Source organism: Acidovorax sp. sif0632, assembly GCF_019218805.1.
Classification (GTDB): Bacteria; Pseudomonadota; Gammaproteobacteria; order Burkholderiales; family Burkholderiaceae_C; genus Acidovorax; species Acidovorax facilis.
In genome coordinates this window covers 320245-338397 of the sequence record NZ_JAHUWW010000005.1, presented here as the reverse complement: position 1 = coordinate 338397, position 18153 = coordinate 320245, and the positions used below count along the sequence as shown (strand labels likewise).

The window sequence follows — 18153 nt, the reverse complement described above, 5'->3', positions numbered from 1 at the left end:
GGGTGTACAGCAAGTTACACTCAATTTGGATTTTTCTGGCGCCGTCCCGTAGAAAGCAAGCCATGTCTCTGTTCAGTTGGTTTAGCCGCAAACCTGCTCCCCCCAAGCCCCGGCCCATGGCCGAACCGTCGGGCCTGTTGAATGCCGATGCCACGGTACCGCTCTCGCCAGGCCGCCAGGGCAAACCGCTGGTGGAGCCCCTGCCTCCCGAGCACGCCGCCAACCGCAAGAACGAACGCATGGAGCGCCGCGAGCTGCTCTACACGGTGGTCCGCGACGCGATGGTGCGGGCCGGTGTGCTGTCGGCCAGCTACAAGTTCAAGGTGCTGTCGCTGGACCAGCGTGGGCGCCAGTTTCTGGTCATGATGGACCTGGCGCGTGAATACGGTGGAGAAACTGTGCGCCTGTCCGAAATCGAGGCGCTGATTGCCCAGACGGCCAAAACCCGCTACGACATCCTGGTAACCGCCGTGTACTGGCGCATCAATGACCACGTGGCAGTGGGTATCCCCCAGAAGGGGGTTGCGCCCCAGGGGGCTTCCCTGCAGGCAGCACCACCGCTGGCCCGGCGGCCGGTTCCGGTGGCTACGGCACCCGCTCCGGTGGTGGCCACCCCGGCCCGCCCGGTGGCGCCCGTGCCGACAGCCGCCGCCACGGCCCCCGCGCCACTGCGCCCTCCCCTGGCTGCTCCGGCGGTTGCGCCTGCTGCGGCGCCCACTGCGCCCGCCGCCGCACCACGCCCAGCACCACGGTACGAACCCATCGAGGCGGACGAAGTGGCGGCGTTCAAGCGCGCCCTGGCCTCGGCGGCAGGCCCCACCGCCGCAGTGCCGCTGGCAGCGGCCAAGCCCGGTGTGCCTGTGCGTTCGGGGCCTTTGCTGCCGCCTTCGCAGCCCACGGGGTTTGAAGACACCGAAATGCCCGGGTCCGATGGCCCCGCGCCGGACCTGAGCAGCACCCAGTACGGCGAGCTGAACTGAACTGACCCTGCGGGCCGCAGCTCGTCGGACTCTGGGCGGCCGTGATCAGTGGCCCTCGAAGTCCACCAGCGTGTACAGCGGCAGGCCGGATTCGCGCAGCCGTTTGGAGCCTCCCAGCTCGGGCAGGTCCACGATGGCGGCGCCCTCGGTCACCGTCGCGCCCAGTTTCTCCAGCAGCTTGCGGCCCGCCATCATCGTGCCGCCCGTGGCAATGAGGTCATCGATCAGCAGCACGCGGTCGCCTGCCTTTACGGCGTCGGTGTGCAGTTCCACCGTGGCGCTGCCGTATTCAAGTTCATAGGTTTCCTCTACCGTGGTGAAGGGTAGCTTGCCCTTCTTGCGGATGGGCACAAAACCCACGTTGAGTTCATAGGCCACCACGGCACCCAGGATGAAGCCGCGTGCATCCAGCCCGGCCACCACATCCGGGCGCAGCGCCTTGTCCATGTAGCGGTGCACAAAGGCGTCGATCAGCACGCGGAACACCTTGGGGTCCTGCAGCAGCGGGGTGATGTCCCGGAACTGCACACCGGGTGCGGGCCAGTCGGGTACGGTGCGGATGTGCTGGCGGAGGTATTCGTTGACGCTAAGTGGCTGCATGGGGTCGAGGGGGTAAAGAAAGGCTGCACGCGCAAACGTGCGCAGGCCAAAGGCCGTTGTGGGGCAAAGTGTATCCAGCCGGGGGTGGGTGCCCTGGGGGTGTGCCCGGAGCGCTGCAAGCCCCCATAATGTTTCCGTGCTGTTACACCCTTGGTAACGCCCCCCGTTGGACCACTCCACAACGCCGATCGGCCATGCCCATCTCCATCCTGCTGATCGAAAGCGATCACCACCACGCGCGGGCGGTGGTGGATGCGCTCGCAGACCCCTGGTCCGGCTGGCGGGTGGATGTGGCTCAGTCGCTGGCTCAGGCCCGGGACCACCTGGGGCACAGCAGGCCGGACATTGTGCTGGCGGCGCAGCGCAGCGTCGATGGCTCGGCCTTTGACCTGCTGCGGCTGCTCGATGGCGTCCCGGCCATGATCATCGTGCGCAAGGGCGCCGAGACCCATGCGGCCCAGGCCCTGCGCCACGGCTTTGATGACTATGCTGTGCAGGACCCTGCGCTGGACTACCTGCTGACCCTGCCCGCGCAGATCGATGCGGTGCTGGAGCGCAGTTCCAGCGCCCGTGCCCGGCTGGTGGCAGAGGCCATGCTGACGCGCCAGCACCGGTTGCTGCAGGCGATATCGCTCGCGCAGGCCATGTTCATCGCCAGTTCGGGCCCGCGCGCCGCGTTCGAGGCCCTGCTCAAGGAGCTGATGTCGCTCACGCAAAGTGCCTTTGGCCTGGTGGGCCAGGTACAACGGGCCGCCGACGGGCATCCCTTCCTGCGGGTGCATGCGATGACGGACATCAGTTGGGACGAGGCCTCCCATGCCCTCTATGCCCAGCACGCAGAAGAAGGCATGGTGTTCGACAACCTGCAGTCCCTGGTGGGCGCGGCGCTGGTGTCGGGCGAGCCGGTGCTCACCAACGATGCAGGCCACGACACGCGCAGCGCGGGCACGCCCCCGGGCCATCCCCCGCTGCACACCTACCTGGGGCTGCCCATCCATGCGGCGGGCGAACTGGTGGCCATGGTGGGCCTGGCCAATCGGCCCGAGGGGTATTCGGCGGCAGACGTGCAGTTTCTCCAGCCCCTGCTCAACACCGTGGGCCAGCTGGAAATGGCCCGCCGAGCCGAGCTGGCGCGCAGCGCGGTCGAGGTGGAACTCGCGCGCACCAGCGCGTTGCTGGCCGAGAAGACGCGCGCCCTCGAAGGCACGCTGGCCAGCGTGTCGCAAGGCATTACCAACGTGGATGCGGAGGGACGTATCCGCGTCTACAACCGGCGCTATCTGGAGCTGCTCGACCTGCCCGAATCCCTGCTGGCCGCCCAGCCCAAAGTCGAGGACGTGGTGCGGTTTCAGACCGAACGGGGCGATTTCGGCACCGGGTTTGAGCTGATAGAACCCACGGCGCGCAACTATGTGGCGTCGGAATATGCGGCCCACGGTGGCAAGCTCACCATGCCGGACACCTATGTGCGGCGCACCCACAACGGCCGCTACATCGAAGTGCGCACCCGGGCCCTGGAGCCGGGGGGGCGCGTGCGCACCTTCACGGACGTGACCGACTACCTGAGCACCCTGGAGGCCTTGCGCCTGAGCGAATCGCGCTGGCGCAGCCTCACCCACCTGTCCTCCGACTGGTACTGGGAGCAGGACGCGCAGTTCCGCTTTGTGCGCCTGGACGGCAGCCCCTACAACGATGCCGGCGTGCCCGACGAGATGCACTACGGGCGCACGCGCTGGGAGCTGCCCAACACCTTTGTGAGCGAGGGCCAATGGCGGGAGCACCGCAGGCAACTGGAGGCGCACGAGGTGTTCCACGACTTTGAAATGCAGCGCCTGACCGAAGACGGAAAGCCCGTGTGGGTCTCCATCAGCGGGGAGCCCATCTTTGATGACGCCGGCCAGTTCACGGGCTACCGGGGCGTGGCGCGCGACATCACCGAACGCAAGCTGGCCGAGGCCGAGATCCAGCGCCTGGCCTTCTATGACGAACTCACAGGCCTGCCCAACCGGCGGCTGCTCATGGACCGGCTGGACCGCGCGGCCAACGCGTGTGCGCGGGAGGGATGCCACGGGGCTTTGCTGTTCCTGGACCTCGACAACTTCAAGGGCATCAACGACACCATGGGCCACGAGTGGGGAGACCGGCTGCTCGTGCAGGTGGGCGGGCGCATCGGCGCGTGCGTCCGCGCCACCGACACGGTGGCGCGTTTGGGTGGCGACGAGTTCGTGGTGGTGCTGCAGGGCCTCCACGCCGAGATGGACGTTGCGGCCGCCGAAGCCGAGGCCGTGGCGCAAAAGGTGCTGGCGGCGCTGAACGAGCCCTACGTGGTGCAAAACAGCGAAGTGCACAGCACGCCCAGCATCGGCATTGCCCTTTTTCGCGGTGTGCAGCTGCCCGTGCAGGAGCTGCTCCAGCGCGCCGATCTGGCCATGTACCAGGCCAAGGCGCAGGGCCGCAACACGCTGTGTTTCTTTGACCCCGCCATGCAGGCGGCGGCGTCTGCGAGGTCGGCGCTGGAAGGCGACATGCGGCAGGGCATTCTGCGCAACGAGTTCCTGCTGCATTACCAGCCGGTGGTGGACGAGGCCGGCAAGGTGCTGGGGGCCGAGGCGCTGGTGCGCTGGAACCACCCGCAGCGCGGCATGGTGCCTCCCGGCGACTTCATCCCCCTGGCAGAGCAGACCGGACTGATCCTGGCGCTAGGGCGCCAGGTGCTGACCATGGCCTGCCGTCAGCTGGCGCTCTGGGCAACAGCGCCGCACACTGCGGACTGGACCGTGGCCGTGAACGTGAGCGCGCAGGAGTTTCGCCAACCCGGCTTTGCCGACGAAGTACTCAGCGTGCTGCGCGATTGCGGGGCGGACCCGGCCCACCTCAAGCTTGAGCTCACGGAAAGCCTGCTTCTGCATGACGTGGAAGACAGCATCCTCAAGATGCAGGCGCTGCGCACGCTCGGCGTGGGCTTCTCGCTGGACGACTTTGGCACGGGCTATTCGAGCCTGAGCTACCTCAAGCGCCTGCCACTGGACCAGCTCAAGATCGACCAGAGCTTTGTGCGCGACGTGCTCACCGACCCCAACGACGCCACCATCGCCTGCACCATCATCACCCTGGCCCACAGCCTGGGCCTGGACGTGGTGGCCGAAGGGGTGGAAACCGAAGGGCAGCGCGCGTTCCTGCTGCGCAACGGTTGCCAGCAGTTCCAGGGCTATCTGTTCGGGCGGCCCGGGCCCGCCGAGCTTTTGTAGTTTGCTATTAAATAGATAGCTATTGACGCTTGGTAGATAAGCGCTAGAGCCATATTTAATTCAAATTTTGGCGCCAGCCTCAGCCACTGGCACGCACTAGGCGAGAGATGCCAAGCAAGGGCCGCCCCGCAGCGAGGGCATCGTCCCCCTTCCCAGAGCGCGTAGCGCGTAGAGAGAAGGAGGAAGGCACGCAGTGCCTCAGGGGGATGTACCCTGCCTTTACCCCCGCAACAACTTGTCCTCCGCCAGCGCCAGCGCCGCCGGATGTCCTGAGAGCACCAGCGTGTCGCCTTCGGCCAGCTGTGCGTCGTCCTCCGCTGCGCTGATGTGGCCGTTGCCACGCCGCAGGTTCACCACCCGAACGCCCATGGCGGGCAGGGCCAGCTGGCCCAGGCTGCGGCCCAGGGCCGTGGAGCCGGGCGGCAGGTTGATGGTGGACAGGCGTTCTTGGTCGCGCTCGTTGGCCGTGTCGTCGTCGGCGCCGTGGAAGTAGCCGCGCAGCAGGTTGTAGCGCGCATCGCGCTGGTCCTGCACCAGGCGCAGCACGCGGCGCATGGGCACGCCCACCAGGGCCAGCGCGTGGCTGGCGAGCATGAGCGAGCCTTCGATGGCCTCGGGCACGACCTCGGTGGCGCCCGCCTCTTGCAGCTTGTCCAGGTGCAGGTCGTCCTGCGTGCGCACCACCACGGGCACCTGCGGTGCGTGCGAGCGCGCGTTGGCCAGCACCTTCAGGGCGGCCGGCACGTCGATGTAGGTGATCGCCACCGCGCTGGCACGCACCAGGCCAGCGGCCATCAGCGCCTGCAGGCGGGTGGCGTCGCCATACACCACCGAATCGCCCGCAGCGGCGGCCTGGCGCACACGGTCCGGGTCCAGGTCCAGCGCCATGTAGGGGATGCCTTCATGCTCCAGCATGCGCGCTAGGTTTTGTCCGCAGCGGCCGTAGCCGCAGATGATCACGTGTTTGCTGGTGTTGATGGATTTGCGCGCGATGGACGTCATCTGCAGCGACTGCTGCAGCCAGTCGCTGGCCACCAGCTTCATCACGATGCGGTTGCTGTACATGATGAGAAACGGCGTCGCCAGCATCGACAGCACCATGGCCGCCAGGATGGGGTTCATCAGCGCGGGCTGCACCAGCCCGTTGGCCTGCGTGAGCGACAGCAGCACAAATCCGAACTCCCCCGCCTGGGCCAGGTAGAGCCCGGTGCGCAGGGCGACGCCCGTGGTGGCCCCCATGCTGCGGGCCAGCACCAGGATGATCCCCAGCTTGACCACCAGCGGCACCGTCAGCAGGGCCAGCACCAGCGCCCAGCGGTCCACCAGGATGTGCCAGTCCAGCATCATGCCGATGGTGATGAAAAACAGCCCCAGCAGCACGTCGTGAAACGGGCGGATGTCCGTGCCCACCTGGTGCTTGTACTCTGTCTCGGACACCAGCACGCCCGCGATGAAGGCGCCCAGCGCCAGGCTCAGCCCCGCCAGTTCGGTCAGCCAGGCCAGGCCCAGCGTGATCAGCAGCAGGTTGAGCATGAACAGCTCCTCGCTCTTGCGCCGCGCCACCAGCGTGAGCCACCAGCGCATGAACCGCTGCCCGCCCGTGAGCAAAATGCCCACCAGCACCGTGGCCTTGACCAGCGCCCACGCCAGCGCGGTCAGCAGCTGGTCTGACGAGGAACTCAGCGCGGGGATCAACACCAGCAGCGGCACCACGGCCAGATCCTGGAACAGCAGAATGCCCATCACGCGGCGGCCATGCTCGCTTTCGAGCTCAGCCCGCTCGGCCATGAGCTTGACCACAATGGCCGTGCTGCTCATCGCCATCACGCCCGAGAGCGCCAGCGCCGTCTGCCAGCCCATATCCCACACGCCGCCCACCCAGCGGGAGAGCACCAGTGCCGCGCCGGTGACCACCACCATCGTCAGCACCACCTGCATCAGCCCCAGGCCGAACACCTGGCGCCGCATGGCGCGCAGCTTGGGCAGGCTGAACTCCAGCCCGATGGCGAACATCAAGAACACCACGCCAAACTCGCCCAGGTGCCGCACCCCTTCCGAGTTCTGCGTCAGCGCCAGCGCATGGGGGCCAATGAGCACCCCCGCAGCCAGGTAGCCGAGCATGGGTGGCAGCTTGAGGCTGCGGCAGACCACAACACCCAGCACTGCGGCCAACAGGTAAAGCAAGGTGAGGGCGAGTGAGGACATGGTTCGATGCTATCCGAGCCTTCCTGCGGCCCTCGGTGTTTTCTGTCCGAAGCAGGGTCCATGCCAGAGCCAGGGCAAAAAATCTGCCACCCGCGCAGGCATGCCCGGTCGATAGAATCCACCGGATGACCCCTGTGCCCGCCACGCTGCCCCCTTTTGATGCCGAACAGGCCCTGCGCCTGGCCCGCGAGACCTTTGACATTGAGGCGGCGGCGCTGACCGGGCTGGCGGCCCGCGTCGATGGCGTGTTTGCCGAGGCTGTGTTGATGGTGCTGCAGGCCCGTGGCCGTGTGGTGGTGATGGGCATGGGCAAAAGCGGCCACGTGGGCCGCAAGATTGCAGCCACGCTGGCATCTACGGGCACGCCGGCGTTTTTTGTGCACCCGGCCGAGGCCAGCCACGGCGATCTGGGCATGGTCACGGGCGACGACCTGGTCCTGGCGATCTCCAACAGCGGCGAAAGTGGTGAACTGACGGCCATCCTGCCCGTGCTCAAGCGCCTGGGCGCCCCGCTGATCGCGATGACCGGCGGGCTGCAGTCCACGCTCGCCCGCCATGCCGACCTGGTGCTCGACTGCAGCGTGGAGCGTGAGGCCTGCCCCCTGAACCTGGCCCCCACCGCCAGCACCACGGCCCAGCTGGCCATGGGCGACGCGCTGGCCGTAGCCCTGCTCGACGCCCGGGGCTTCCGCCCTGAAGACTTTGCCCGTTCGCACCCTGGCGGTGCGTTGGGGCGCAAGCTGCTCACCCATGTGAGCGATGTCATGCGCACTGGCAGCGAGGTGCCGCGTGTGGCGCCCGACGCCTCCTTTAGCGACCTTATGCGCGAAATGAGTGCCAAGGGCCTGGGCGCCTCGGCCATCGTTGATGCTGCTGGCCAGGTGCTGGGCATCTTCACCGACGGCGACCTGCGCCGCCGCATCGAGGCCGGGGCCGACCTGCGCACTGCCACGGCGGGCCAGGTCATGCACCCCCACCCGCGCCGCATTGCCCCGGACGCCCTTGCGGTGGACGCCGCCGAAATGATGGAGGCGCATGCCATCACCAGCGTGCTGGTGGTGGATGCGGGAGGGGTGCTCACGGGGGTGGTGCACATCGGCGACCTGATGCGAGCCAAAGTCATATGACCTCATTGGATAGGACCCCCCTGAGTCGCTTCGCGCCTTCCCCCCTTGAAGGGGAGACGCACCCCCTGGCCCGGCGAAGCCGGTTCCACGGGTGCACTGGCTTTGGCCGTGCTTGTTCAAACGCTGCGTGATGACTTCTGACGTGACCTTTCCGGTGCTGCAATTTCCCCCCGAGCTGCTGCTGCGCGCCCAAGGCGTGCGCATTGCCTTCTTCGATGTCGATGGCGTGCTGACCGATGGCGGCCTGTATTTCAGCGAATCGGGCGAAACGCTCAAGCGCTTCAATACGCTGGACGGGCATGGGCTCAAGCTGCTGCAAAAGGCAGGCATCACGCCTGCGGTCATCACGGGCCGCGACTCCGCGCCGCTGCGCGTGCGCCTGAAGGCGCTGGGCGTCGAACACGCGGTGTTCGGCACCGAAGACAAACGCCCCGCCGCTGAACAGATGCTGGCCACGCTGGGGCTGGACTGGTCCCAGGCTGCTGCGATGGGTGACGACTGGCCCGACCTGCCGGTGATGCGCCGCAGTGCTTTCGCGTGCGCCCCGGCCAACGCCCAGGCCGAAGTGCGCCACGCCGCCCATTTTGTGACGCAGGCCCGGGGCGGCGATGGTGCCGCGCGCGAACTGTGTGATCTGCTGCTGGTGGCCTCGGGCCGCTATGCCGCACTGCTGGCGGAGTACACCGCATGAACCGGGGTTTTCTGCGCTCTTTCCCCACCTGCCAGGTTGTCGTGCCTGGCCCGGAGGCAACACCGTGATGCGCAACTGGGTCCGCCAGGGCTGGGAACAGTTCTCGCTCTATCTGCCCGTCGTGCTCATGGGGCTGCTGGCGCTGGGCACCTGGTGGCTGGTGCGCAACGCGCCCATGCCCCTGCTGCCTGCCATCGAGCGCCAACAAGGCAACCAGCCCGACTATTTCATGAAGTCGTTCTCGGTAAAAAGCTTTGACGCGAGCGGGCGCCTGCAAAGCGAAGTGCAGGGCGAAGAAGCGCGGCACTACCCCGACTCCGACACGCTGGAGATCGACAAAGCGCGCATGCGCTCGGTGACGCCGCAGGGCCGCCTCACCGTGGCCACGGCAGACCGCGCCCTGACCAACGCCGATGGCTCGGAGGTGCAGCTGTTTGGAAATGCCATCGTCACGCGCGAGCCCCTGCCCGCCAAGCCAGGGTCACCCGCCCAGCCTCGGCTGGAGTTCCGCAGCGAATTCCTGCACGCCTACACCAACACCGAACGCGTGCGTTCCGACAAGCCCGTCACCCTCACGCGCGGCAATGATCGCTTCACGGCCGACGGCATGGACTACGACAACCTCGACCAGGTGCTGCAGCTGCGCGGACGTGTGCGTGGCGTGCTCCAGCCTGGCGCGGCCAAACCCTAGTACGCGTTGCCCACGTCCGGAACCTGCATGACCACTCCCCTTGTCTTCATCACCGGCGCGTCCAGCGGCATCGGCCAGGCCCTGGCCCTGCGCTTTCACCGGTCGGGCTACCGCCTGGCCCTGGTGGCGCGCCGCACCTCTGAGGTAAAAACATGGGCTAGCGCTCAAGGAATAAGCGCTGACAGCTACGAAATTTATAGTGCAGATGTAGCCGTGACCGACAGCATCGTTGCTGCGGGCCGCGATTGCATCGCACGCCAAGGGGTGCCTGACGTGGTCATTGCCAATGCGGGCATCAGTGTGGGCATGGACACGGCAGTGCGCGACGACATCGACGTGATGGCACGCACCTTTGCCACCAACAACATCGGCGTGGCGGCCACCTTCCATCCCTTTGCGGACGCGATGGCGCAGCGGGGCAGCGGCACACTGGTGGGCATCGGCAGCGTGGCAGGCATCCGTGGCCTGCCCGGGCATGGTGCGTATTGCGCCAGCAAGGCGGCCGTCATCAGCTACTGCGAGAGCCTGCGCGGGGAGATGCGCCCCCACGGAGTGCGTGTGGTCACCATTTCTCCGGGCTACATTGACACGCCGCTCACCCGCCAGAACCGCTACAGCATGCCGTTTCTGATGCAGGCCGATGATTTTGCGGACCGTGCCTTCCGGGCCATCACGGCCGGTGTCAGCTACCGGGTCATCCCCTGGCAAATGGGGGTGGTTGCCAAGTTGCTGCGCATGGTGCCGAACGTGCTGTTCGACAAGCTGCTGGCCGGGCGCCCGCGCAAGCGGCGGCAGAGCGAGCAGTAGCTCCTAGGTCCACCGGGGGTGGTTTTTGGCCGCCGGTTCGGGGCGGTCCTGGCTGCGATAGAAGCAAGGCGTGGCGGTCGTGCATGAAAAAAGCCCCCGAGGGGGCTTTCAGAGAAACGTCACTGGCCTGCTTCAGTAGCCGTTGCCACCACCGCCACCATAGCCGCCGCCACCACCGCCGTTGCGGCCACCGCCGCCACCGCCGTTGCGGGAGCCAGAGCCGTAGGGGCTGCGGAATCCGCCTTCGCTGCGGCCACCGCCACCACCGCCGCCGTAACCGCCGCCACCCTCGCGGCCGCCGCCATAGCCACCACCGCCTTCACGGCCACCGCCGTAACCGCCGCCACCACTGCGACCACCGCCGCCGCCGTAACCGCCACCACCGCCGCCAAATCCGCCACTGCGGGGTGGGCGGGGCTCCATGGGGCGTGCTTCGTTCACGACGATACTGCGGCCACCCAGTGGCTGGCCATTCATGCCATTGATGGCGGCCTGGGCTTCCGCGTCACTGCCCATTTCCACGAAACCAAAGCCCTTGGAGCGGCCTGTGTCGCGCTCCATCATGACCTTGGCGCTGGTCACTGCGCCGAATTGGCCAAAGGCCTGTTCGAGATCGCTGTCGCGCACCGAGTACGGCAGGTTGCCGACGTACAGTTTGTTGCCCATTGAGGGACTCCTCAAAAACACATGGAAAAAGCGATGGAGTCCCGAAAACGCAGCCAGCTAATCTCAATGACGCTCTCAGCGCGAAACTGACGGATCACCGCAAACTTTAAGCGGGGGAAACCCCGCTGGCTCATTATGCGCCACACTTTTGCTGAAAAAGCAAGCGGCAATGCCGACTGTGGTGGCGATGCCGCGCAGGCATGAAAAAAGGAGCCCAGGGGCTCCTTTGTTTTGCCTTTGGCAGACCGCAAAGGTCTGCCAGCAAGGTCTTTTTAGTAGCTGCTACGGCCACCGCCGTAACCACCACCACCGCCGCCGCTACGGCCACCGCCGTAACCGCCGCCTCCACCACCGCCGTAGCCGCCGCCACCACCGTTGCCGCCGCCGAAGCCGCCGCTACGGGGAGCGCGGGGCTCCATGGGACGGGCTTCGTTGACCACGAGGTCACGGCCGCCGAAATTGGTGCCATGCACGCCTTGGATGGCGGCTTGGGCTTCAGCATCGCTGCCCATTTCGACAAAGCCGAAACCCTTGGAGCGGCCGGTGTCGCGCTCCATCATGACCTTGGCGCTGCCGACCGAGCCGTACTGGCTGAAGGTCTGTTGCAGATCTTCGTCGCGGAAAGAGTAGGGCAGGTTGCCCACGTAAAGTTTGTTGCCCATGAAGGACTCCTGAAAAAACACAAAAACGCGATGGAGTCCGACGCAATCAACAAACCTGTGACGACTTCAAAGACGCGAAACTGACCATTCACCGCTAAGCTAACTGCTTTCCTGCAAGCAGAAAAGCGAACCCATTATTAATCACTTTATGAGGCGTGTGGGGTTTATTTCTGGATCAAGCCATCCATCCTGCACAAATTTGTGGGTATTTTGGAGCGTGCAACGGCGGTTTTCAGGGGAAACCCGCAGGGTCTGAACAGCCACCCGAACCTGGCCCGTCGCCACCTTTCGGCAACCACCCGCCTGTTTTCCCTGTCGGAAGCAGGGTAAAATCCGCGAGTCTTTGGGGAGTAGACCGCCCGGCCGCGCAATGCGCCGGGGGCATGCGTCAACACACTTGGGTTCTTCGAAACCTATGGCGTATGCGGCTTTTGAGCTGGGCGAGACCATTGACTGCAAACCGATCCACATGGCCGGAGTCGGGGTGCAGTCAATGCGTTTTCCACCATCCGGCCGGATAGGACCCCCTCCCCCATGGAAGCCTTCTTCATTTCTACCGCCATCGTCGCGCTCGCCGAGATGGGCGACAAGACGCAGCTGCTCGCGCTCGTGCTGGCCGCACGTTTTCGCAAACCCTGGCCGATCGTGCTTGGCATCCTGGTGGCGACCCTGGTGAATCACGGCCTGGCCGGGGCTTTGGGTACCTGGGTGACCACGTTCCTCGGCCCCCAGGTACTGCGCTGGATCCTGGGTGCATCGTTCATCGCCATGGCGGTGTGGATGCTGCTCCCCGACAAGCTGGACGAAGGCGAAGCCGACGGATCGCCACGCTGGGGGGTGTTTGGCACTACCGTGGTCGCATTCTTCCTGGCCGAAATGGGCGACAAGACCCAGATCGCCACCGTCATGCTGGCCGCGCAGTACAACGCCTACCTGTGGGTGGTGGCGGGCACCACGCTCGGCATGATGATCGCCAACGCGCCGGTGGTATGGCTGGGCGAGCGCATCACTCGCCGCGTGCCCATTCGCGCCGTCCATGTGGTCTCGGCGGTGATTTTTCTGGTGTTGGGGCTCGTGGCGATCTTCACGCCCGCCGGGTGAGTAGCAGCGGCCGTTTTGGTATATTTGCCAGACGCGCCGATTTGCCACAGCTTGCGGGCGCTTTATAAATCCTGCTAAAGACCCGTCCGACACATCCGCCCGGCCTCGTTTTTAGCGACGCCGGGTTTTTTTATGTCGTTTTTTGCCACGCCCCAGTCCATGCATTTCCCGGAGGTGCTCTCGCTGCAAAGCGGTGCGTCCATCCGCGACTACCACCTGGCCTACGAGACCTACGGCACGCTCAATGCCGACCGCTCGAACGCCGTGCTCGTGTGCCACGCCCTCAACGCCTCGCACCATGTGGCGGGCGTCTACGCCGGGCAGGACAAGAGCGAGGGCTGGTGGGACAACATGATCGGCCCCGGCAAGCCCGTGGACACCGACCGCTTCTTCGTGATCGGCGTGAACAACCTGGGCTCCTGCTTTGGCTCCACCGGCCCCATGCACAACCATCCCGATACGGGCGAGGTCTACGGCGCGGACTTCCCGGTGGTCACGGTGGAGGACTGGGTCAATGCCCAGGCCCGTCTGCTCGACCGTCTGGGCATCCAGCAACTGGCGGCCGTGCTGGGCGGCAGCCTGGGCGGCATGCAGGCATTGAGCTGGACGCTGCAGTACCCCGAGCGCATGCGCCACGCGGTGGTGGTGGCCAGCGCCCCCAACCTCACAGCCGAGAACATCGCCTTCAACGAAGTGGCCCGCCGCGCCATCGTGACCGACCCGGACTTCCACGGCGGCCACTTTTACCGCCACGGCGTGATCCCCAAGCGTGGCCTGCGCATTGCCCGCATGATCGGCCACATCACGTACCTGAGCGACGACGTGATGAACGAGAAGTTCGGCCGGCAGCTGCGCGAAGGCCTGGAACTGAAATACAGCACCCAGGACATCGAGTTCCAGATCGAAAGCTACCTGCGCTACCAGGGCGACAAGTTCAGCGACTACTTCGACGCCAACACCTACCTGCTCATCACCCGCGCGCTCGACTACTTCGACCCCGCGCGAACCCATGCCGGCAACCTCACGCGGGCCCTGGCCCGGGCGCAGGCCAGGTTCCTGCTGGTGAGCTTCACCACCGACTGGCGCTTCTCTCCCAAGCGCAGCCGCGAGATCGTGAAGGCCTTGCTCGACAACCGCCGCAGCGTGAGCTACGCCGAGATCGACGCGCCCCACGGGCACGATGCCTTTTTGCTCGATGACGCCCGCTACATGGGCGTGATGCGCTCTTATTTCGACAGCATTGCCAAGGAGTTGCAAGCATGACGGACAAAGCGGCAATGCAAGCCCTGGCGCGCCTGGTGCCTCCCGGCTCGCGCGTGCTCGACCTGGGCTGTGGCAACGGCGCCATGCTCGACTACCTGCAGCGTGAGCGCGGCTGCAGTGGCTATGGCGTGGAGATCGACGACGCCAACGTGCTGGCCTGCGTGCAGCGCGGTGTGGATGTGATCCAGCTCAACCTCGACGAGGGGCTGGTCATGTTCGACGACAACAGCTTTGACGTGGTGCTGCAGATCGACACGCTGCAGCACCTGCGCAATGCTGAGACCATGCTGCGCGAGACGGCGCGCGTGGGCCGCACGGGTGTGGTGGCGTTTCCCAACTTTGCGCACTGGCCCAACCGCCTGTCCATCCTGCGCGGACGCATGCCCGTGACGCGACGCCTGCCCTACCAGTGGTACGACACGCCCAACATCCGTGTGGGCACCTACAAAGACTTTGAAGTGCTGGCCACCAAGAACGGCCTGCGCATCCTCGACTCCTTCGGGCTGCAGGACGGGCAAGAGGTGCGCTGGCTGCCCAATGCACGCGCGGGCACGGCCGTTTTTCACTTCGAACACGCGTAGGCCTCCTTGCGACACGACGCTGTCAAGCGCATCGGCTAAGGTGCGGTCTCCGTTTGTAGGAGACCCGCATGAAACGCATTGCACTGCGCGCAGTGACCGCTGCCGCGCTGTTGACCACTTGGGCGCTGGGTGCCGTCGCCCAGGCTTGGCCGCCCACCCCCACCGTGATTGCCCACCGGGGCGCTTCGGCGCTGCGGCCCGAGCACACGCTGGCCGCCTACCAGCAGGCCATTGACGACGGCGCCGACATCATCGAGCCCGACCTGGTGATCACCAAGGACGGCGTGCTGGTGGCCCGGCATGAGAACGCGATTGCCATCCTGGGCGCCGACGGCTCGGTGAAGGAAGCCACCACCGACGTGGTGGACCGCCCCGAGTTCGCAGGCCGCAAAACCACCAAGACCATCGACGGCCAGGCCATCACCGGCTGGTTCACCGAAGACTTCACCCTGGCCGAACTCAAGACCCTGCGCGCCCGCGAGCGCATCCCCGCGCAGCGCCCGGCCAACGTGGCCTACAACGGCCAGTTCGAGGTGCCCACGCTGCAGGAAGTCATCGACCTGGCCAAGGCCCAGAGCGCGAAGACGGGCAGGACCATCGGCATCTACCCTGAGACCAAACACCCCACCTACTTCCAGTCCATCGGCCTGCCGCTGGAGGCGCCGCTGCTGGCCGCGCTGGAGAAGAACGGCTGGAACCACAAGGACGCGCCCGTGTTCGTGCAGTCGTTCGAGGTCAGCAACCTGCAGGCAATCCGCAAGCTCAGCAGCGTGCGTCTGGTGCAACTGGTGGCGCCCTCGGGCCGGCCGTATGACTTTGTGGCGCAGGGCGCGGCCAACACGCGCGCTTATGCCGACCTCATCACGCCCGAGGGCCTCAAGCAGGTGGCCACCTATGCCAATGCCATCGGCCCCTTCAAGACGCTGGTGGTGCCGGTCAAGGACGGCGTTCCCGGCGAGCCCACGACGCTGGTGGCGCGCGCCCGCGCCGAAGGCCTGGCCGTGCACATCTGGACGCTGCGGCCCGAAAACGCCTTCCTGCCCGCAGGCCTGAAGAAAGCACCGACCACCGATGGCACCGTGCGCGGCGACAGCGTGGGTGAGATCACGGCCTATCTGCGCGCAGGCATCGACGGCTTCTTCACCGACGACCCGGCCGTGGGCCGAGCTGCCGTTCAAGCATTCACGGCGACGAAGTGACGGGTGCCGGGCGCGGCTTGCCCGGCGCGGAGCGTGCCCCCTGGCGCTGCCCCAGTTGCCGCGCCTTTTCCACCCACTGCGCCAGCCGCTCGGTGCTGGCGCTGCGCACCGGGCCAAAGCTGTGCACCTGCACGGGGCTGATGCCGCAGAACTCCAGGATGGCCTTCTTCATCTGGTGGTGCCCTGGCATGCGTGTGACCCAGCGGAAGTACCAGGGCGGCGAGTCCATGGTCACCAGCAGCTCGGCCGATCGGCCGGCCAGCAGCTTGTCCCACAGTGATGAGCCTTTGCGGTACTTGAAGGCATAGCCGGGCAGCAGCACGCGGTCGATAAAACCCTTGAGCAGCGCGGGCATGGCGCCCCACCAGATCGGATAGACCCACACCAGATGGTGCGCCCAGGTGATGTCGGCCTGCGCGGCCAGCAAATCGGGTTCCAGCGGCTGGGCAGCGCCATAGCCCTGGAACAGGGGGTTGAAGGTCAGCTGACCCACGTCCAGAAACCGCACCTGCGCCCCTGCGCGCCTGGCGCCCTCGGCATAGGCACGTGCCATGCCTGCGCACAGGCTCTCGGCGGTGGGGTGGCCCAGGATGACCAGAATGTTTTGTTGCTCTGCCACAGACGCTCCATCACGGTGTTGTTGATGGCGCCATGGTCACCCTGCCCCACGGGGCAGAGTCAAGCGGTCAGGTCAAGTCGCGGTGAATCTCGCAGCGCCCGCCGTGGTCGCTGCACCAAATTGCGCGGGGTTGTGCGCTGGAGGTGCCACCGCCAGTGTGGAGGGCGCGGCGCAGGCTTCGGGTGCCACGGGCACGGCCAGCGTGTCGCAGGTGTGCAGCTCGGCTTCCAACAGCGCCAGCTGCGCGTCCAGCGCTGACAGGCGCGCCAGCTCCTGCGCCACGGCGGCCCGCCGCCCGGCCACCAGCTGGGCCATGCGTTCCCAGCCTGCAGCGGTGTCGATGTGGGGCAGGCCATCCAGCTCCGACAGCCGAAAACCCAGCGCCTGGGCCTGGCGGATCAGCAACACGCGGGCCACATCGGCCTCGCCATAGTGGCGGTAGCTGCCTGCGCGCGCCACCGTGCCCAGCAGGCCCCGGGCCTCGTACAGCCGGATGGCCTTGGGCGTGGTGCCGGTGCGTTGGGCGAGTTCTCCGATGCGCATTGGGTGTCCTGGTAGGAGAGCAAAATACTATTAAATTAATAGCTACTGGCGCTTATCCATTAAGCGCTAGGTGCCAATTTTGCTCATATTTTTCATGGGTGGAGCCTGGTTGAGGCTTGTCAAGGGCTGCTGGCCCCGATGCTGCACGATAAGCTGCTGCGCTCTGATTCCACCTTCCGCCCGCGCCCGCCATGCCCCAGTTTGCCGCCAACCTGAGCCTGATGTACACCGAGCTGCCGTTTCTGGACCGTTTTGCCGCTGCGGCGCGCGACCGGTTCACGGCGGTGGAGTTCTTGTTTCCCTATGCCTTCGAGCCCGTCGAGGTGGCGGCCCGGCTTGCGGACAACGGCTTGCAGCTGGTGCTGTTCAATGCCCCGCCTGGCGGCACCGACCGCAGCCGCATGGCGGCGGCGTGGGACCAGAACGCGCGCGGCACCGCAGCGCTGCCTGGGCATGAGGCCGAGTTCCGCGCGGGCGTGCAAGAAGCCCTGCGCTATGCCGAGGTGCTGGGCTGCCCGCGCATCCACGTGCTCTCGGGCATCGTGCCGCCCGGCGTGGAGCGCGAATCCCTCAAGGACCTGTGCGTTGGCAATCTGCGCTGGGCGGCGGCCGAGGCTGCGCGTGCGGGGTGCGACATCCTCATCGAGCCCATCAACCTGCGCGACATGCCGCGCTACTTTCTGAACCGGCAGGATCACGCGCACGAGCTGCTTGATGCGGCGCAGGCCCCCAACCTCAAGGTGCTGATGGACCTCTACCACTGCCAGATCGTGGAGGGTGACGTGGCCACCAAGCTGCACCAGTACCTGCCCACGGGCCGGGTGGCGCATGTTCAGATTGCCGGTGTGCCCGGGCGCCACGAGCCGGACCGGGGGGAGCTGAACTACCCCTTTCTCTTCGACACCATCGACGCGTTGGGCTACGGCGGCTGGGTCGGCTGCGAATACCGGCCCGCAGCGGGCACCTCGCAAGGCCTGGGCTGGATGACTGGGAAGATCCGCTGAGTCGCTTTGCGCCTTCCCCCTACGCCTTCGTTGTGGGGCGGTACTTGCTCGGCGTCCTCGGCTTGGGCAGTGCCAGTTTCGCAGGCCATGACTCACACATCGGCGGCGTTGAGGTACGCAGCTTTGCGTAAGGGAATGCGTGAATAAATGTAACAAGCCTCTGGAC

17 protein-coding genes and 1 riboswitch are annotated in these 18153 nt (G+C 66.2%); of the genes, 11 read left to right on the top strand and 6 right to left on the bottom strand.

Translation table 11 applies throughout. From position 1 onward, the window contains the following. Positions 1 to 62: 62 nt before the first annotated feature. Complete coding sequence (locus KW832_RS17670; RefSeq protein WP_218300750.1) at positions 63 to 980, top strand: hypothetical protein; 918 nt, start codon at positions 63 to 65, stop codon at positions 978 to 980. A gap of 45 nt (positions 981 to 1025) precedes the next feature. Here the strand turns inward: KW832_RS17670 and KW832_RS17665 are convergent, their stop codons facing one another. Then, on the bottom strand, positions 1026 to 1580 hold the full coding sequence (locus KW832_RS17665; RefSeq protein ID WP_121421703.1) for an adenine phosphoribosyltransferase: 555 nt from the start codon (positions 1578 to 1580) through the stop codon (positions 1026 to 1028). A 194-nt stretch (positions 1581 to 1774) separates the two neighbouring features. Here KW832_RS17665 and KW832_RS17660 point away from each other — a divergent pair, with 194 nt between their 5' ends. Then, a complete protein-coding gene (locus tag KW832_RS17660) occupies positions 1775 to 4828 on the top strand; it encodes an EAL domain-containing protein (protein ID WP_218300751.1) in 3054 nt (1017 codons plus the stop codon). A 219-nt stretch (positions 4829 to 5047) separates the two neighbouring features. On the opposite strand, the gene KW832_RS17655 is transcribed toward KW832_RS17660, so the two are convergent. Further along, entirely contained in the window at positions 5048 to 7033 is a 1986-nt protein-coding gene (locus tag KW832_RS17655; RefSeq protein WP_055401241.1) for a monovalent cation:proton antiporter family protein, read from the bottom strand. A 125-nt stretch (positions 7034 to 7158) separates the two neighbouring features. On the opposite strand from KW832_RS17655, the gene KW832_RS17650 reads away from it, so the two are divergent. The 4 genes from KW832_RS17650 (at position 7159) to KW832_RS17635 (ending at position 10349) form a co-directional block, all read left to right on the top strand. Beyond that, complete coding sequence (locus KW832_RS17650) at positions 7159 to 8160, top strand: SIS domain-containing protein (RefSeq protein ID WP_218300752.1); 1002 nt, start codon at positions 7159 to 7161, stop codon at positions 8158 to 8160. 130 nt (positions 8161 to 8290) lie between these two features. Then, positions 8291 to 8851 carry an HAD family hydrolase gene (locus tag KW832_RS17645; RefSeq protein ID WP_218300753.1) on the top strand — a complete coding sequence of 187 codons (561 nt, stop codon included), beginning with the start codon at positions 8291 to 8293 and terminating at the stop codon, positions 8849 to 8851. 67 nt (positions 8852 to 8918) lie between these two features. Beyond that, on the top strand, positions 8919 to 9542 hold the full coding sequence (lptC, locus tag KW832_RS17640; RefSeq protein WP_121421699.1) for an LPS export ABC transporter periplasmic protein LptC: 624 nt from the start codon (positions 8919 to 8921) through the stop codon (positions 9540 to 9542). Between the two features lie 27 nt (positions 9543 to 9569). Further along, positions 9570 to 10349, top strand: a complete 780-nt coding sequence (locus KW832_RS17635) for an SDR family oxidoreductase (protein WP_218300754.1) — start codon at positions 9570 to 9572, stop codon at positions 10347 to 10349. 132 nt (positions 10350 to 10481) lie between these two features. Here KW832_RS17635 and KW832_RS17630 read toward each other — a convergent pair whose 3' ends face one another. Beyond that, complete coding sequence (locus KW832_RS17630; protein ID WP_218300755.1) at positions 10482 to 11015, bottom strand: RNA-binding protein; 534 nt, start codon at positions 11013 to 11015, stop codon at positions 10482 to 10484. Between the two features lie 272 nt (positions 11016 to 11287). Then, the gene (locus tag KW832_RS17625; RefSeq protein WP_218300756.1) at positions 11288 to 11677 is read right to left on the bottom strand and encodes an RNA-binding protein; all 390 of its coding nucleotides are present in this window, start codon (positions 11675 to 11677) and stop codon (positions 11288 to 11290) included. Between the two features lie 333 nt (positions 11678 to 12010). Continuing rightward, a riboswitch (yybP-ykoY riboswitch) is annotated at positions 12011 to 12201 on the top strand. A 10-nt stretch (positions 12202 to 12211) separates the two neighbouring features. Here KW832_RS17625 and KW832_RS17620 point away from each other — a divergent pair. The 4 genes from KW832_RS17620 to KW832_RS17605 all read left to right on the top strand — a co-directional run bounded on the left by KW832_RS17620 (position 12212) and on the right by KW832_RS17605 (position 15821). Continuing rightward, the gene (locus KW832_RS17620) at positions 12212 to 12778 is read left to right on the top strand and encodes a TMEM165/GDT1 family protein (RefSeq protein WP_218300757.1); all 567 of its coding nucleotides are present in this window, start codon (positions 12212 to 12214) and stop codon (positions 12776 to 12778) included. A gap of 132 nt (positions 12779 to 12910) precedes the next feature. Beyond that, positions 12911 to 14041, top strand: a complete 1131-nt coding sequence (locus tag KW832_RS17615) for a homoserine O-acetyltransferase (RefSeq protein ID WP_218300758.1) — start codon at positions 12911 to 12913, stop codon at positions 14039 to 14041. After that, complete coding sequence (gene metW / locus KW832_RS17610) at positions 14038 to 14622, top strand: methionine biosynthesis protein MetW (RefSeq protein ID WP_218300759.1); 585 nt, start codon at positions 14038 to 14040, stop codon at positions 14620 to 14622. The genes KW832_RS17615 and metW overlap by 4 nt, the downstream gene beginning before the upstream one ends. A 68-nt stretch (positions 14623 to 14690) precedes the next feature. Then, positions 14691 to 15821, top strand: coding sequence for a glycerophosphodiester phosphodiesterase (locus tag KW832_RS17605; protein ID WP_218300760.1), 1131 nt, complete (start codon positions 14691 to 14693; stop codon positions 15819 to 15821). Here the strand turns inward: KW832_RS17605 and KW832_RS17600 are convergent. Then, positions 15805 to 16440 (bottom strand): NAD(P)H-dependent oxidoreductase, encoded by a 636-nt coding sequence (locus KW832_RS17600; protein ID WP_218300761.1) that lies wholly within the window; start codon positions 16438 to 16440, stop codon positions 15805 to 15807. The genes KW832_RS17605 and KW832_RS17600 overlap by 17 nt on opposite strands. A 72-nt stretch (positions 16441 to 16512) precedes the next feature. Then, positions 16513 to 16983: a MerR family transcriptional regulator gene (locus tag KW832_RS17595; protein WP_218300762.1), complete on the bottom strand. Its 471-nt coding sequence runs from the start codon at positions 16981 to 16983 to the stop codon at positions 16513 to 16515. Between the two features lie 191 nt (positions 16984 to 17174). Between KW832_RS17595 and otnI the strand changes: the two genes are divergently transcribed. Next, the gene (gene otnI, locus KW832_RS17590) at positions 17175 to 17987 is read left to right on the top strand and encodes a 2-oxo-tetronate isomerase (RefSeq protein WP_218300763.1); all 813 of its coding nucleotides are present in this window, start codon (positions 17175 to 17177) and stop codon (positions 17985 to 17987) included. Positions 17988 to 18153: the final 166 nt, after the last annotated feature.